The organism is Hyphomicrobium sp. (assembly GCF_019744875.1).
GTDB lineage: Bacteria > Pseudomonadota > Alphaproteobacteria > Rhizobiales > Hyphomicrobiaceae > Hyphomicrobium_C.
Map to the genome: position 1 here is coordinate 1,377,313 of NZ_JAIETU010000002.1, position 13,635 is coordinate 1,390,947.

The 13,635-nt window shown below is 58.7% G+C and carries 17 protein-coding genes; 10 read left to right on the forward strand and 7 right to left on the reverse strand.

All coding sequences use genetic code 11. From position 1 onward, the window contains the following. Positions 1-174 precede the first annotated feature (174 nt). Positions 175-1,473 carry a type IV secretory system conjugative DNA transfer family protein gene (locus tag K2Y42_RS06565; protein ID WP_291150009.1) on the forward strand — a complete coding sequence of 433 codons (1,299 nt, stop codon included), beginning with the start codon at positions 175-177 and terminating at the stop codon, positions 1,471-1,473. Between the two features lie 72 nt (positions 1,474-1,545). Here the strand turns inward: K2Y42_RS06565 and K2Y42_RS06570 are convergent, their stop codons facing one another. After that, positions 1,546-1,920 carry an H-NS histone family protein gene (locus tag K2Y42_RS06570; RefSeq protein ID WP_291150011.1) on the reverse strand — a complete coding sequence of 125 codons (375 nt, stop codon included), beginning with the start codon at positions 1,918-1,920 and terminating at the stop codon, positions 1,546-1,548. Positions 1,921-2,139: 219 nt separating this feature from the next. On the opposite strand from K2Y42_RS06570, the gene K2Y42_RS06575 reads away from it, so the two are divergent. From K2Y42_RS06575 to K2Y42_RS06585, 3 genes are read left to right on the forward strand one after another with little or no spacing between them, the layout of a single operon-like run. Beyond that, complete coding sequence (locus K2Y42_RS06575) at positions 2,140-2,601, forward strand: hypothetical protein (RefSeq protein WP_291150014.1); 462 nt, start codon at positions 2,140-2,142, stop codon at positions 2,599-2,601. Beyond that, positions 2,598-3,074, forward strand: a complete 477-nt coding sequence (locus tag K2Y42_RS06580) for a hypothetical protein (RefSeq protein WP_291150017.1) — start codon at positions 2,598-2,600, stop codon at positions 3,072-3,074. The genes K2Y42_RS06575 and K2Y42_RS06580 overlap by 4 nt, the downstream gene beginning before the upstream one ends. Continuing rightward, positions 3,071-3,538 (forward strand): hypothetical protein, encoded by a 468-nt coding sequence (locus K2Y42_RS06585; RefSeq protein WP_291150020.1) that lies wholly within the window; start codon positions 3,071-3,073, stop codon positions 3,536-3,538. The genes K2Y42_RS06580 and K2Y42_RS06585 overlap by 4 nt, the downstream gene beginning before the upstream one ends. Here K2Y42_RS06585 and K2Y42_RS06590 read toward each other — a convergent pair. The 4 genes from K2Y42_RS06590 to umuD form a co-directional block, all read right to left on the reverse strand. Further along, the gene (locus tag K2Y42_RS06590; protein ID WP_366512352.1) at positions 3,535-4,068 is read right to left on the reverse strand and encodes an SOS response-associated peptidase family protein; all 534 of its coding nucleotides are present in this window, start codon (positions 4,066-4,068) and stop codon (positions 3,535-3,537) included. The two genes, K2Y42_RS06585 and K2Y42_RS06590, sit on opposite strands and share 4 nt — an antisense overlap. Before the next feature lie 143 nt (positions 4,069-4,211). After that, a complete protein-coding gene (locus K2Y42_RS06595; protein ID WP_291150022.1) occupies positions 4,212-4,649 on the reverse strand; it encodes a hypothetical protein in 438 nt (145 codons plus the stop codon). 29 nt (positions 4,650-4,678) lie between these two features. Beyond that, the gene (locus tag K2Y42_RS06600; protein ID WP_291150023.1) at positions 4,679-5,938 is read right to left on the reverse strand and encodes a Y-family DNA polymerase; all 1,260 of its coding nucleotides are present in this window, start codon (positions 5,936-5,938) and stop codon (positions 4,679-4,681) included. Further along, positions 5,935-6,357, reverse strand: coding sequence for a translesion error-prone DNA polymerase V autoproteolytic subunit (gene umuD, locus K2Y42_RS06605; protein ID WP_291150026.1), 423 nt, complete (start codon positions 6,355-6,357; stop codon positions 5,935-5,937). Before umuD ends, K2Y42_RS06600 begins: the two co-directional genes overlap by 4 nt. A gap of 71 nt (positions 6,358-6,428) precedes the next feature. Between umuD and K2Y42_RS06610 the strand changes: the two genes are divergently transcribed. After that, positions 6,429-6,698, forward strand: a complete 270-nt coding sequence (locus tag K2Y42_RS06610; RefSeq protein ID WP_291150028.1) for a hypothetical protein — start codon at positions 6,429-6,431, stop codon at positions 6,696-6,698. An 835-nt stretch (positions 6,699-7,533) separates the two neighbouring features. Here K2Y42_RS06610 and dnaB read toward each other — a convergent pair. Next, on the reverse strand, positions 7,534-9,033 hold the full coding sequence (dnaB, locus tag K2Y42_RS06615) for a replicative DNA helicase (RefSeq protein ID WP_291150029.1): 1,500 nt from the start codon (positions 9,031-9,033) through the stop codon (positions 7,534-7,536). 489 nt (positions 9,034-9,522) lie between these two features. Between dnaB and K2Y42_RS06620 the strand changes: the two genes are divergently transcribed. The 3 genes from K2Y42_RS06620 (at position 9,523) to K2Y42_RS06630 (ending at position 11,410) form a co-directional block, all read left to right on the forward strand. Then, positions 9,523-9,903, forward strand: coding sequence for a hypothetical protein (locus K2Y42_RS06620; protein WP_291150030.1), 381 nt, complete (start codon positions 9,523-9,525; stop codon positions 9,901-9,903). Continuing rightward, positions 9,896-10,231, forward strand: coding sequence for a DUF3085 domain-containing protein (locus tag K2Y42_RS06625; protein ID WP_291150033.1), 336 nt, complete (start codon positions 9,896-9,898; stop codon positions 10,229-10,231). Before K2Y42_RS06620 ends, K2Y42_RS06625 begins: the two co-directional genes overlap by 8 nt. Positions 10,232-10,315: 84 nt before the next feature. Beyond that, positions 10,316-11,410, forward strand: coding sequence for a hypothetical protein (locus K2Y42_RS06630; RefSeq protein ID WP_291150035.1), 1,095 nt, complete (start codon positions 10,316-10,318; stop codon positions 11,408-11,410). 310 nt (positions 11,411-11,720) lie between these two features. On the opposite strand, the gene K2Y42_RS06635 is transcribed toward K2Y42_RS06630, so the two are convergent. Continuing rightward, the gene (locus tag K2Y42_RS06635; protein ID WP_291150038.1) at positions 11,721-12,161 is read right to left on the reverse strand and encodes a hypothetical protein; all 441 of its coding nucleotides are present in this window, start codon (positions 12,159-12,161) and stop codon (positions 11,721-11,723) included. 285 nt (positions 12,162-12,446) lie between these two features. On the opposite strand from K2Y42_RS06635, the gene K2Y42_RS06640 reads away from it, so the two are divergent. Together K2Y42_RS06640 and K2Y42_RS06645 are read left to right on the forward strand one after the other, a co-directional pair. Beyond that, positions 12,447-12,749 (forward strand): hypothetical protein, encoded by a 303-nt coding sequence (locus K2Y42_RS06640; protein WP_291150041.1) that lies wholly within the window; start codon positions 12,447-12,449, stop codon positions 12,747-12,749. Between the two features lie 3 nt (positions 12,750-12,752). Then, positions 12,753-13,481 carry a hypothetical protein gene (locus K2Y42_RS06645; protein ID WP_291150043.1) on the forward strand — a complete coding sequence of 243 codons (729 nt, stop codon included), beginning with the start codon at positions 12,753-12,755 and terminating at the stop codon, positions 13,479-13,481. Positions 13,482-13,635 lie beyond the last annotated feature (154 nt).

Genomic DNA, 13,635 nt, shown 5'->3' on the forward strand with positions numbered 1-13,635 from the left:
TTCGCCCGCAAATTATCCCGTGCAAATGTCTGGCGTCCACTTCGCGCCTCTGCTTGGCCGCGCGCCCTGTCGCGCAGAGGCAACAATTTAAGATGTATCAGCGTGCATTCCTTAGTTTTGACCAAAACCACCAGCTAGGTTTCTTTTTAATGGTCAATACTCCAGGACATACTCATGAAAACCCGTGTACCGCGTACCGATACCCTTTCGAACGGCCTTCTGCTCGGATGGTCCGAGAACGGGGAAGCGAACGCCCCCTCCCCCATCTGGGACACCGGCCGCGAGGGGCATCTTCTCACCATTGCCCCCACAGGCGGCGGCAAGGGCATCTCGTGTGCCATCCCTGCCTTGCTCACATGGAGAGGCCCAGCCATCGTCGTTGATCCAAAGGGCGAGAATTACGCGGTAACCGCCGAGCGCCGGAGGCAGATGGGGCACCTGGTTCACCGTCTCGACCCCTTCCGTGTCGCAGGCGATGATATCGGGGATTCCTTGAACCCCATGGACCTCATCGACCCGAATGACGATTGCTTCGAAGACAACGCCGCCGTGGTCGCCAAGCTTTGCATGCAGGAGCATGCGTCATTGCAGGACCCGTTCTGGGACGAACGCGCCACCGCCATGATCGTCGCCGTTATCTGCGAACTGTTCCGGGTGCTGAAGCGTCAACCAACGCTCAAGGACGTGCAGGAAGCCATCAAGGGCGCACCCGTCTCGGACGACTTCCCCCACTCCCTGCAGGAGGCGATGGAAGCCCATGATGCCGAAAAGCCCAAACAACGGGGCATTTCGCTCCGGCATGTCATTACGTCTTCAGAGTTCTCATCCGACAAGACACGCGCCAGCATTATGGCCACAGCCCATGCGCACATGGGGTTCCTGCGCTCGCCCGCCGTCCATGCGTCGCTCACCAGCAGCACCATTCCCCTCGACGACATCACCGCTGGGGCGATGCAGACCATTTATATCATCCTGCCGCCGGACAAGCTGATCACCCACGGCAAGCTCTTGCGGCTGTGGATCGGCGTGATGATTGCCGCCATCGCGCGCCGCAAACGCGCACCCCAGCAGCCGACCCTGTTCCTCATCGATGAAACCGCGCAGCTCGGCTCCATGTCGGAATTGAGAACCGCACTCACCCTCATGCGCTCCTACGGGATGCGCGTCTGGACGTTCTGGCAGGACCTGTCGCAATTGAAAGCGATCTACCCGAAGGACTGGGAATCCATCATCAACAACAGCGCCGTCCAACAATACTTCGGCGCGAAATCCCCGCCCGCCTGCAAGGCGCTTGGAAAGTTCCTCGGCAACGCTTACCCGGATACCGGCATACCCGATGATAATCAGCTTCTCTTCAACGGTCGCCACATCGCCATGGTCAAGCGGCCCAACTACCTGCTCGACCAGGTCTTCAAAGGGTTGGCGGCGCCCCATCCCTTCCATACGCCGCTGCCCCAACTCCTTCTCCACTGACCGCCACCGCCCGCGAAAAAGAGCGGCCGCCGCTTCCGGCGCCGCTCTTTTGAATTCGCATCGTGTCAGAGACTACTTCGCAGCCTTCTTGTCGATGAGCAGGTCATCCAGCTTGTTGCCGCGCTTCTTCAAGTAATCCCGAACCCAGACCGGATGCACGCCGCGCCCGGCCCACGTTTCACCCGTCGCCGGATGCCGGTACTTCGGCGCGACCTTTACACCCTTCTTCGGTGACGCCTCCTTACGCGCAGCAGGCGCAGAGCTTCCGGCTTGTGAACGCCCGCGAAGCGCACTTAATTCCCTCTCAAGCACAGAGATCCGCTCCTCCTTCGACGACTCGAGCGCTTTGCTCAGGTCATCCAGGACGGATTGCTGCACTTCGAACTCCAGGCCGGAAAACCAGCTTTTCACCTGATTGCGGTCCACGGAACGCACAGCCTTAGCCATGGGATTACCTCTTACAATATTATCCTGCTGTTGCGGACGTATAGGCCACTCCGCTCACCTATTCCAGCAACTTCCGCGCCGGTATTGAGAAGATGGCTATCTGCCCACCGGCATAGGCTGTGGACAGATAGCCCGCATACCCTCCAACCCCTTGCGGTCCGGTTATCACTTAACCAACATAACCCCATACTTTTCAGAGGTTCATAGAAGCAGGTTTTCATGGTTGACCACATCAAGGCACCCCATGACCCGTTTGAACGATTATCCGCCTACGAAAAGAAGCTCATCCTCTCGATGGCGCCGAGTTGGTCTGAACGCTACAGGATGCGGAACCCACGCCTGACAACCCAAGAGCGTGAAGCACTGCTGCTCACCATCCTTCTCGAGCGCCGCCGCCTCTATGAGCGATGCTTCAAACAGGCCTGCGCGAAAAGCGGGGTAGAGCCACCCACCGTCCGCAATCTCATGAGCGACGACCGCCTCAGAAGCTACCAGCCCCTCATGAACGCGGCGCTTTCCGAAACAGCTGACCAGCGCATGGAAGACGACAAGAACGATTGGACGCTGCGTCAGGCCGCCGAGAACCACCGCCGCGACAAGCTTGGGCTTCCGCCCCTAACCGCCACCGATGAATTGGAAAACCGAAACAGGCGCCGCAAGGGAAAGCGGATGTCCCTATGAGCAATCAAGTAACCCGCGGCTACCAAGATCTCGTCGCGCAATCCAGACAACCGCTACCTGACCCACTGCATGGGCTGTCCGCATTTGAGCGGCAAAAACTGTTGCTCATGCGCCCGACGTGGTCCGAACGCCATCGCATGTGCCTCCCGGGACGCTCCAAGGAAGAACGCCTCGACACACTCCTCGAGATCATGTTCGAACGGCGGCACATTTACGACAAAGAATTCCACACGCGCTGCAAGCTTGCCGAGCTCGAACGCGCCAACAACAGATACCTCTATAACGAACAACACCTGACGGAATTCAAGCCGGCTATCTCAACCGCCCTCCGCACAATCCAAGACCAGCGCAGGGCACAGGATGACCGAGAGCAGCATATCAGGAAGGATTACCTCCAACGCCGCGCCGATCGGGAACGCCAGATGTCGAACAAGCCGCCGAAGCGCAAGAAATCATTGGGGCTGTCACGATGACCGGCACAGACCCCTTCGCCACCTGGAGCGAAGACTACAAGGAGACACAGGCCCTTCATACCGCGCAGCTGGTCAGGAACTTCAAGCAATCCGAGCAGAAGGCCGCGCGCAATCTAAAGGAAGCGCACGACTACTACAAAAGCGAACAATGGAAAGCGGACGGCGTCGAGATTGAAACCCTCGACCGGCTCATCAACGACCTCCAGCAGCAGGCCGATACCACACGCTCCGTTCGCACCCAGGCTGAAACACGGCTGGATGACCTCCTGCGCAGCCAGCGCATGATGCCATCGACGCCCCCTCTTGCGGAACGGCGTGGAGTCTTGATCCGCAGAGCACCACCGTTGGACACCCAACCCCAGAGTGTTGAACCGACACCGCTTGAATTATTCCTTCAAACAGCCCGCAAAGTTGAACCCGCAATGAAAAAGTCCCCCAAGCGCAAGAAGAACCTTTCCCTTTAGCTCAGGGTTGCATCCAGCATGTCCTTCCGCGCCGACCCTTTCTGAACAATCCGCATCGCATCGGCCGGGTAGGGCTGGGCAAGCGCCATAGCCTCTTCATCGCCACCCTTCAGCCAGCTCTCGAACTGCTCATCAGTATGCAGCAGGACCGGCATCCTTTCATGGGCTTGAGCACTTTCAAGCTGGTTCGGACCGCAGGTCATGAAAGAGAAAACCCTTTGTGTGACGTTTTCGCCGTCATTGCGGATGGGGCCGGTGTAGTCCTTCCAGATGCCCGGAAATGCTCCCAGCGGGCGGCGTTCATCGCCGTCGTTGAGAGCGTGCCACCACCACGACGCGGGTTTCAATCCAAGTGGTTCGCAATAGCTGCTGAAGGGAACAAGGCAGCGCCGTTCCCTGAATGAGGATGTCCAAAACTTGTTGGCCAATATGGTATCGTTCCTCACGTTCCCCCACGCGGCCGGGGGCTTTGCCCTTCGGCTGGCGCACGAAACCCCAGAACGCTTCCTCGAGCATGCGCTCGCCATCATCCGCCACGCGGATGATGGGTGCCTGGTTACCGGGGAAGATCGCAGATTTCGGCTCGAACCATGCGGTTCGGTTTTCTTGCAGCTTGAACCGCATCATCACCGTCATGCGGTCTTTCGTCTGACTGTAGAGATTACACATCGGCTCAATTCAACCGCGAGCAGGTGCCAATCGTAATGGCAGGTGTGCTTTCAGGCTTGTCCCACCCCTCAACATAACCGAGGCTAAACACCTCCTGATACCGCATCGATTTTGTGTCCATCGTCAATCCGTACCCTACGCCGCCACACATGATCCGCGTCCCGAATTCACTCGAAACCGGGCCATCGCCCCAACACCTGTGCTCAACCTTGTCGCTTCCGAATGTCCGGATCTCAAAATTCACCTTTTCACCAACGTGCTGGTACTCCGGGACTGCCACCACAAGATACTTTTCACCAACCTTGAACTCCTCCTGCCGCCAAGTTCCGTCCTTCCAACGAAACCCCGTCGACTGTTCAGAAACACACAGAAATTGATCAGCGGCGCCCGCCGCATCCACAAACCCAAGGAACACCAACAACCCCAGCCAACTTCTCCACATGTCGCCCCCGTTACCTCTCGGTTGTTCCCTCACGCAACGTGCAACAAATCCTGCCAGCGCGTCGTGTAACGCGGCGACAGGTGTTCCGCCCGCATTGACCACCCGTTTCGTACACCACAAGCCGCCATGTTGAGCGTGCCGCGGCCCCATATCCGGTTTACCCGATCCATCGTCGCCATCAAGCCGCGTTCGTTTTCGCTATCGCCGCCTGCCCACAAGTGAGTCTGCTCCTCCCCCGCCGGTTCAAAGGCATCAAGCAGGATGCCCGCCTTCACATAGCGGAACCCCGGCCGGTAGATTTCCCGCAAGGCCTGCAACGCAGCTTGAATGAGTTTCGGGGTGTTCGATGAAGCCACACACAGGCGCACCAACGCCGATGCACCGTATTGCCTATCAGTCGGCCGGAAAGGGGAGGTGTGGATAAAGGTGGTCACAGTACCGGCCGTCAGATGCTGGCGGCGCAGCTTCTCCGCCGCCCGGCTCACAAATGAAGCCACCGCTTGCTCAAGCTCCGATCGTTCCGTCACCGGGCGCCCAAACGACCGCGACGCCATGATGCTTTTTGCAGACCGCGTTGCATCATCTAGCTGAAGGCACCGTTCGCCCCGCAGTTCCCTCCCGATACGCTCCAAAACAACCCCGCCTTCTTTCCGCAGTGCCTCCGGCGCAGCATTCCGCATGTCGGCGGCCGTTGCGATTCCCAGCGCGCGGAGGCGGCGGCCGAGCCTTGTCGCCACGCCCCAAATATCTTCGACCTCCAGCTTGGACAACACCTGCTGTTGCACCTCGTCCGTCAGCAGCACCCGCACGCCGCCGGATACAGGAACTTTTTTGGCGCTCCGGTTTGCAACCTTCGCCAACGTCTTCGTTGGCACAATGCCGATCGACACGGGAATGCCGGTCCATTGCAGGATCGTCGCCCGCAGCTCGCGGGCTACCTGTTCCTCCCGGCCTCCCATTCCACCGAAATCTATGAACGCCTCATCGATGGAATACACCTCGATACCGGGCGTGAGCATCCGCAGGATCGACATCACGCGGTTGCTCAGGTCGCCGTAGAGCGCGTAGTTGGATGATCGGACAGTCACCCCAGCTTGTTTCCACGCTGCGCGGTGAAGGTGCCACGGAGCGCCCATCTTGACACCAAGCTGCTTCGCTTCCTCCGAGCGGGCCACGGCACAACCGTCATTGTTCGACAAGACTACCACCGGCCGACCGCGCAGTTGCGGCTGGAACAGGCGCTCGCAGCTGACATAGAAGTTGTTGCAGTCGACCAGGCCGACCATCATGCCGTGTGCATCCGCACGCTTTTCGGTATCACGCCCCAAATCTCAAACTCGGTCCCTTCGGTGATCGGGATATCCGGGTAGTTGCTATTCTCCGGCTTAAGCCACACGCGCCCCGCTTTCATGCGCAGCCGCTTCATCGTGAACTCACCATTCACCAGCGCCACAATGACAGAGCCGTCTACGGGCTTCAGCGAACGGTCGACAACGCAGATGTCACCGTCGTGGATGCCGGCGCCCACCATGCTGTCGCCCTGCGCTTTCACGGCAAAGGTGCTGGCAGGGTTCTTCACCAGCAACTCGTTGAAATCCAGAGGGCGATCCTCGTGTTCTTCCGCCGGCGACGGGAACCCCGCGGCAACCGGTGCCGCCATCAATGGAACCGCCAGATTTGTGCGCTTTTCGACGTCATGGACCCGCATGGAACAACTCCCTCTTGATTTGTGTTCACTTTTTGTTCCTATTTGGGTTCGGCGTCAAGATGGAGGTTCCCGTGAGAAGAAAGGGCGAGCGCAGCAAGTCCACAATCGACAGCACGTGGCCCCACCAGGTGGCGCTGCCCGAACGGCTTTCATGCCGGGAGCACTGGCCACCACAGCACGAATTCTGCAATGCCCTCGATGTGTCACCCCGCGGGCATGCATTCGTGCGCGACGGCGAATGGTGGAACGTCAAGTGCTTCTCGCGGAAGGAAGATGCCGACCGCTTCATCGAGCGCTTCGGCGGAGAATACACGACGCCGCAAACCCGCCCCCGTCGCTAGCCACGCCAACCCAACTTAAGACAAAAACCCTCTTCAATACTCTTTGGATTATCTATTCATGTTTCCGGCAATACCTTTTCACGACTCCGTCGGAGTTTATTGCATGCTGACGGACAAGCACTTCCACAACCTCTCTCGGGCGCATAACGCCATCGCCAATGTCCTCCACGGCCGATGGCACCGCTCCCATCGCAACGTCCGTGTCCTTCACACACGATGTACCCGCCCGGAATGCAGCAGCCCACCAACTCAGGCTCATCCTCTGCCATTGCCACAGGGTTCTCGAACTGGAGGATGTCCCCCCCCTCACCGTCAAATTCCTTTGGCATCTCACGCGGACGGGAAAGCAAACATCCAACACCATTCTCTTCTTCCCCATCATTCCCCTCATCCATGCCATCAAGCATTCGCCGCACATGGTTTAGGGGCGAGGAAGCCTGATCTCCATTTTAAGAAGACACCAACAATACCTCGCCAAGGAACGCGCCAAGCAGTGGTACGCCCTTAGCGACGCGATGCCGGAACGGACGCTGCTCTGGAGCGACGGTTTGTCCACATTCGAGGAATGCACCGACCCCCGCCATCTCCTCTATGACACGCTTATCCTCGGGCACTGCGCCGGAACCCTGTTCAATAGGTCTGAACTCGCGCACTACCGCCTTACCCCAGACCGCCCGGACGCAATCCGCTACCTGCACTACTGGCTGAAGATCAAAAACGAGCGGCGAGGGACTGGTGACCCAGGGCAACGAGACCGGTGCATACCAAGAGCACAAACCGCAAGATGCACTGAAACAGAAATATCGTTGAGCGTTCCAATCAATCCCTCCTCCGATTAAAATGTTAGTCCGGCCCCGCGACCGGAATAGTCTTCAAAAGTGGTCGTCTCGCCACGGAAGCGCAGCTTCACCGTGTCAGTCGGGCCCTTGCGGTTCTTCGCGACAATCAATTCGGTAATCCCCCGCACCGCTTCAAGTTGCTGTTGCGTCTCGGTGATACGTTTCCGTTCCGCATCGCCCGCGGCGCTTGCTCCGTCATCGGCACCCAACGCCCGCGAAAGGTAATACTCGGCTCTATAGAGCATCAGCACAACGTCAGCATCTTGTTCGATCGTCCCGCTGTCCCTGAGGTCTGAGAGCAAAGGCCGTTTGTTGTCACGGCTGTCCACCTGCCGCGATAGCTGGCTCGCCGCGATCACCGGCACATTCAGTTCGCGCGCCACGAGCTTCAGCCCTTGGCTAATCTGGCTGATTTCCTGCACACGGTTGAAATCCCCCTTCAAGGGGCAGGTTAGGAGTTGCAGGTAGTCGACAACAATAAGCCCGATCCCGTGCTGGCGCTTCATCTGGCGCGCACGCCCCCGGAGCGCGGCAATCGAAAGCCCCGGTGTGTCGTCGATGACCAGCGGCAGTGTGTGAAGGTCGTTCGCCGCCTTCATCACCCGCATCATTTCAGAATCGCTGATTTGTCCGCTACCGAGTTGCTGTGCGTTGATCTTGGATGCGTTGGACAGGATGCGCTGCGTCAGCTGCTCGCTGCTCATCTCGAGGCTGAAGACGCCGACCGGGCCACAGTTGGGTTGCTTTGTTAGGTGACGCATCGCCACCGCCTGCGCGATGTTCACCAGCAAGCTGGTCTTCCCCATGCTCGGCCGCGCACCGAGGATGATGAGGTCGCTTTTCTGGAACCCACCCAGCAGCTTGTCCAAATCGAGGAAACCGCTCGTGATGCCGGTGATGCCGGTGCCGCTTTGCTTGGCGGCTGCCGCCTGTTCGATAACCGCGATGAGATTTTCGCGCATGCCGCGCGCCGTTGATTTGGAACCACCCGCTTCGGTGAGGCGGAACACTTCGCTGCCCACCGCTTCCAACATCCCTTCCACGTCTTCGGGTTTTGACGCCGCGCGGGCTTCCTTGTGGAGGTTTTCGGCAAGACCCATCAGTTGGCGTTGCCGGAACGCGGTGATGATCACTTCTGCTAGACTTTTCGCGTCGGCGGTCAGCGCGGCGTTCTCGAACATCCGCGACAGGTGCGGAAACAGCGCCTTGTCAGCATCGAAGGGTGAACCGCGCAGGCGTTCGGCAATGGTAATGGGGTTCGCGTCGCCACCACGTTGGTCGATAATGGTCTCGATCGCCTCGAACACCGCCGCGTGCATCGGCACGTAGAAGTGTTCAGGCTTCAATCTCCCTTCGAGCTCGTCATAGAAGCGGTTGTTGACGAGGATGGCGCCGATCAGGGCTTGTTCGGCCTGCACGCTATGGGGTGCTGTCTCCGTATGCGAAAGCTGGGCGTCGCTCCCCAGCTTCGTTACGCGGGCGGCTTCCCCTGCCATCTTTCACATCATGGCGTGGGATGTTGCTCCGCGCCACCAAGACAAACGTACAACAATCATACCGTCGCCGTTGGTGCAAAAGAGTTAGGCAGGTTCCGTTCGATCACCTGCGTATTGCCATCCAAGCGACCCACACCCACACTGACCGACATGAACAAGTCAGCGGCCATCCCTGTGCTCAAAATGCACGCACGCGCGCTCCGCGCCATGGGTCCCACAGCTTATCGCTGACATCACGGGCGCATATCAAAAGGCCAAGGGTCGATAACCCCCGGCAGGGCCTATTGAGCCACAAGGCTCAGCATTCGCCCGGGTCCGCAAGTTGCACGCCCCATCCAACGCGATGCTGCCCGGCCACCGCGTCCGCGCCAAGGGCCGCGCGTAACGCGCGCCTTCGGTTACAGCCCGGCACGCCCGCCGACATCGCCGTGCATGTTTCGCGGGATGGAGCCGCGATAACGCGGCACCGGATAACGAAAGCATCTCGCCATGCCTGATATTCAACCGGCACCTTACCTGGTCCGGCACATCGACCCCGATGGCCTCGCCCTAAACGCCATTTACATCACCGAAGACTTGCTGCTGAGCGAGCAATGCAAGATTGACCGCTTCAGCTTCGTAAACCGCATGGGCGGAATGCTGCGCATGTACGAGCTCATCCAGCGAATGGCCAACGCAGTAAGCCAGTTCGAATGCAGCTACGAACACGCGCCCTGGAACGATCTCATCGACGCCGATTGGGAAAGCGTCTGTTCTGCGTACACCACCCGCGTCATCACCCACGCCATCGAATACGAGGAATGGCCAGACCTTCACGTCACGCTGCGCGAAATAGCCCTCCCCGCACAAGCGGAGAGAAACAATGGCTAGGCTTTCCTTCCGCCGTGCGGACCTTCTGCGTCTCATCAAACGAGCGCGAGAAGCCCCCGCCGCCCACCTTATGCTTGTGGGAGACCACGGGGTCTACTTCATGAACCCAAGTGAAAAGCCACCGCGCACCTGCGTCTACGCGAATGGCTGCAACCCCAACACAGACGAGAACTGGTGGATGGAAAAGAGCGCCACCTTTGGAGGAGACGACGGCGCCGAACAGTTCCCTCTCAACGAAGTCCAGGAATGGATAGACGCGAACACCGGCTCACAGATCTCCATCGAGATTACCGCTGAACAAATCGCCTTTCTTGCCCCGGTAACTTGAAGGACATAAGCATCCTGCCCAAAATACTCCCACGCCTGTCGATTCGCACACGTACTTTCGCTGGCCGAACCAAGGGATATCGCCATGGCCGTGATCACTTCTCTCATCCGCTGGGCCTTCGCCATCCTATTCGGCATGGTTGCCGTTCAAGTGATGGCCACCGAAAGTTTTATCGGCGGTGCCTGGATCCTGGCCGGTTCCATTCTTCTCTCTCCACCAGGGGGCGCCGCCCTCGCGCGTGCCGTCTCCTTCTTCAAGAGCAACACCGCACAGGTTCTTGCCGCCGTGGCGGTCATTTTCGTAGCTTTCGCCACCACGGTAGCACCACGCGCCCCTTCAACGCCCGCTGCGAATCCAATCCCCGTCGCCTCCCGCTTCTCTTGTGAACACGGCGTGCCTGCCGATGGCGCGGTGGTCGAAGTGATCGGTGCGGATTCCCACCCACTCCGCAAGAAACCCAACGGAGAGACGATCGTAAACGAGAAGGCGACCGCAATCATCGGCAGCACCGTCTACCAATCCATCGACAATTCTACCAAGGTTCAGGTCCAATGCCGCGATGGGGATTGGATTCGCGTTCAGATCACGGACCCCGACTGGCTCAAGCATCAGGTCGGATGGGTTCAGGCTGGAGTGCTCGCCTTCAAGTTGCCCGGCGGACAGACGCGCGAGTTCGCCGCCAATGATTTCCATTGGGATGGCGACACCAGCAAAGCCAAGGCCCAGATCATCAAGGCGGTAAATCGCATCCGCCGGGAGGACGCCCGATGCCGGGATAGCATCTCCCCTGCATCCGTGGCGAAATCCGCCCATCAGTCCAAGGTTAAGGGCAGACCTGTGTTCTACGTCACCTGCGGCGACGGCATCAAAGTCGTGACCGTCTATTTCGATGCAGCGCGCGCCAACGACCAAAAACCGTTCACGGCACCTTCGCATCTTAACCGGCCGCAAGCGATTCAGCTTTGTGAAGCCTACGCCAAATCCCAGGCCACCCACCCATCCACTGTCAGTTTTTCACGCTTCCTCGACATTGCAGTCAACGAACACGCGAACGGCCGCACAACCGTCCTGTCGTCGTTTACCGCGAAGAACAGTTTCAACCTGGAGCTCAAGTTTAGTATCCGCTGCTTGCTGGATGAGAATGGATTTATCGAAGGCGTTGTCAACGAAGCGCAGTGATCATCAAAGCTCCCCGTTACACCTGCTGGGTTCTTGCCGAATCCCTCGATCGCCACTACCAACGGCGGCATGGCATCCGAACGTCTTCCCATAGCGGGTTATCCGCATTTGGCCCTGGCCGGCCAGGACGATGACACCCTTCACCAGAAAACCCTCGCGGGGCTACGCGCAGAAGGGTTTAAGATCGAGCGGGGCCTTCTCGTTCCGCCACACGGTGCGGGCAGCCAGACCATCATCATGGCGGTCACTGGCGCATTCACCAACGCAAAGCGCAGATAGATCATCTAGCACTCACGCTAAGCATAAACCCTCACTTCAGCATGACAGTCCAGTTTCCGCCGCGGTCTTCCAACCGGTACACGTACCGATTGCTGTTGCATGTTACGCGGTAGCTCCCGTCCCAGGATGACTGCAGGCAGAAGTTCACGGGCGCACACGAATACCCATAGGCCCGTATCATCCCCTGAGCCGCGTCACGCTGCGTGGCGCTGCAGTTCCCCTCGTTGGTGCGGGTCACAAGTTCACCGCCCGTATTCTTCTGCAGTTGTGAACCAAGGACCGCCAAGAACACAAATCCGGAGATGAAGGGATGTCGTTTGATCCAGCTGTCAAATACACCATCCTCGCGCACCGGCGTTTCAGCAGCGTCACCAATCGCAGCTCCTTCCGCCGCCGTCCGCGCTTCTGGAACCCTACTCCCCGTTCGCACCGTCGATGCGCCTTGCGCGCGCCGCTTCCCGAACTCCGCCATTGCAATCACCCCGTACCAAGACATTCCGTCGGCACGGGGTAAGAACCACCGGTAAATAACCCCCACAATTATCTTGGTTATTAATTCCTTACCACTTCGGTTGAAACTCACCTTCCAGCGGCATCCAATACATCCGCGAGCCGTTCAAGTTCCACGTCCTCCGGCGAGCCTTCAAAACATCCCCGCGCTCGGTCGGCACATCCTGCTCTTCCACGTATGCCGCCCTTCGATGTCAGGTTGCCTTACCCCGCTCCGCATAATGACACGGAACAAGGGAGAGCAATCATGCACTCACGTCAGGTAATTTTCTCGGTGGCCCTGCTCGTCGCAGGCCCGGCGCTTTGCGGACATGCATTCGCCTTGGAAGCCACCACCGCCCCCGGAGGCCAAGCCAGCGACCGATCCATGATGCGGCATCTCACCCAAACACGAGCCGACCAGATCGCCGAAGTCGCAAGCTTGCAATCTAAAGCCAACGCCATCCTCGCCTGCACCGCCAAAGGCCGCTTCTACGCACCCGGTGAAGTCGGCGCAGATGCCAACGGTTGCATCCCCATCACCGTTACCGTTACCGTTACCGTCGAGTAATCAATGAAAGACACGTCCATGAAATACGCCTTATTTGCAACCGTCCTTCTGGCCACCACGTTTGCGCAACACGCAACCTCTTTGGAAACCAGCGCCAATGCCCGCGACGTCAAAACCGTCTCGAGCGAAATCCGCATCAACGCCGAGAGCGCAGCGCTCACCGCAGCAATAACAAAAGTGAACAAAGACATCCTCGCCGTCCTCAAGTGCAATAAGATGAACAAGTTTTACAAACCCCTCGATACCACCGCCGACGCCAACGGCTGTGTGGGGGCTGCCATCACTACGACCACCACAAATCACAAGGTCAACTTGCCCAACGTTGCCTTCAACAGCTACCCCGACTACTCCAAGAACAAGAAGGGTTTCATCGGTTCCTCCACCCGCGCAATCGACCTGTCAGACGCCGTGGAAGCAGGTGCGAAATCAATTTCCGTCATCGGCACTCTTGCAGGTTTCACCGGCAGCTGTTCCGGGGTCACCGGCACCAAAACCTTGAACATCGCCAACGTAAACACCAACGTTGCCACCACCGAGGCCACATGCCACTACGACAATTCCCCGAACCGCAGCAGCTTCTTCGCGTGGTCCTATAGTGCTGCGTCCAAGCAGCTGACCGTGAGAGCCAAAATGGCCCAAACCAACAACCTGATGACCAGCGCAAAGATCACGGGGATCACCGCCACCTACCAGCTGACCAAAACCGTGCTGAAGATTGGCGACGGAAAATAAAGTACCAACATGATACCAGGGCCAGCTTGCACCGCCCTTTCCGGGCGGATGCCAGAGCCCACATAACCTTCACCGGAGGCTCGCACCAAACCGCTCCTTGCCACCGGTGATTTATCCGGCAGGCCAAAAATGAAGGCAAAGCGTCGTCCAAGCC

What these genes read in the sequence shown, in the direction of transcription:
- K2Y42_RS06565 (WP_291150009.1), top strand. Translation starts at nt 175, where the DNA reads ATGAAAACCCGTGTACCGCGTACCGATACCCTTTCGAACGGCCTTCTG.
- K2Y42_RS06570 (WP_291150011.1), bottom strand. Translation starts at nt 1,920, where the DNA reads ATGGCTAAGGCTGTGCGTTCCGTGGACCGCAATCAGGTGAAAAGCTGG.
- K2Y42_RS06575 (WP_291150014.1), top strand. Translation starts at nt 2,140, where the DNA reads ATGGTTGACCACATCAAGGCACCCCATGACCCGTTTGAACGATTATCC.
- K2Y42_RS06580 (WP_291150017.1), top strand. Translation starts at nt 2,598, where the DNA reads ATGAGCAATCAAGTAACCCGCGGCTACCAAGATCTCGTCGCGCAATCC.
- K2Y42_RS06585 (WP_291150020.1), top strand. Translation starts at nt 3,071, where the DNA reads ATGACCGGCACAGACCCCTTCGCCACCTGGAGCGAAGACTACAAGGAG.
- K2Y42_RS06590 (WP_366512352.1), bottom strand. Translation starts at nt 4,068, where the DNA reads ATGATGGCGAGCGCATGCTCGAGGAAGCGTTCTGGGGTTTCGTGCGCC.
- K2Y42_RS06595 (WP_291150022.1), bottom strand. Translation starts at nt 4,649, where the DNA reads ATGTGGAGAAGTTGGCTGGGGTTGTTGGTGTTCCTTGGGTTTGTGGAT.
- K2Y42_RS06600 (WP_291150023.1), bottom strand. Translation starts at nt 5,938, where the DNA reads ATGATGGTCGGCCTGGTCGACTGCAACAACTTCTATGTCAGCTGCGAG.
- umuD (WP_291150026.1), bottom strand. Translation starts at nt 6,357, where the DNA reads ATGCGGGTCCATGACGTCGAAAAGCGCACAAATCTGGCGGTTCCATTG.
- dnaB (WP_291150029.1), bottom strand. Translation starts at nt 9,033, where the DNA reads ATGGCAGGGGAAGCCGCCCGCGTAACGAAGCTGGGGAGCGACGCCCAG.
- K2Y42_RS06620 (WP_291150030.1), top strand. Translation starts at nt 9,523, where the DNA reads ATGCCTGATATTCAACCGGCACCTTACCTGGTCCGGCACATCGACCCC.
- K2Y42_RS06625 (WP_291150033.1), top strand. Translation starts at nt 9,896, where the DNA reads ATGGCTAGGCTTTCCTTCCGCCGTGCGGACCTTCTGCGTCTCATCAAA.
- K2Y42_RS06630 (WP_291150035.1), top strand. Translation starts at nt 10,316, where the DNA reads ATGGCCGTGATCACTTCTCTCATCCGCTGGGCCTTCGCCATCCTATTC.
- K2Y42_RS06635 (WP_291150038.1), bottom strand. Translation starts at nt 12,161, where the DNA reads ATGGCGGAGTTCGGGAAGCGGCGCGCGCAAGGCGCATCGACGGTGCGA.
- K2Y42_RS06640 (WP_291150041.1), top strand. Translation starts at nt 12,447, where the DNA reads ATGCACTCACGTCAGGTAATTTTCTCGGTGGCCCTGCTCGTCGCAGGC.
- K2Y42_RS06645 (WP_291150043.1), top strand. Translation starts at nt 12,753, where the DNA reads ATGAAAGACACGTCCATGAAATACGCCTTATTTGCAACCGTCCTTCTG.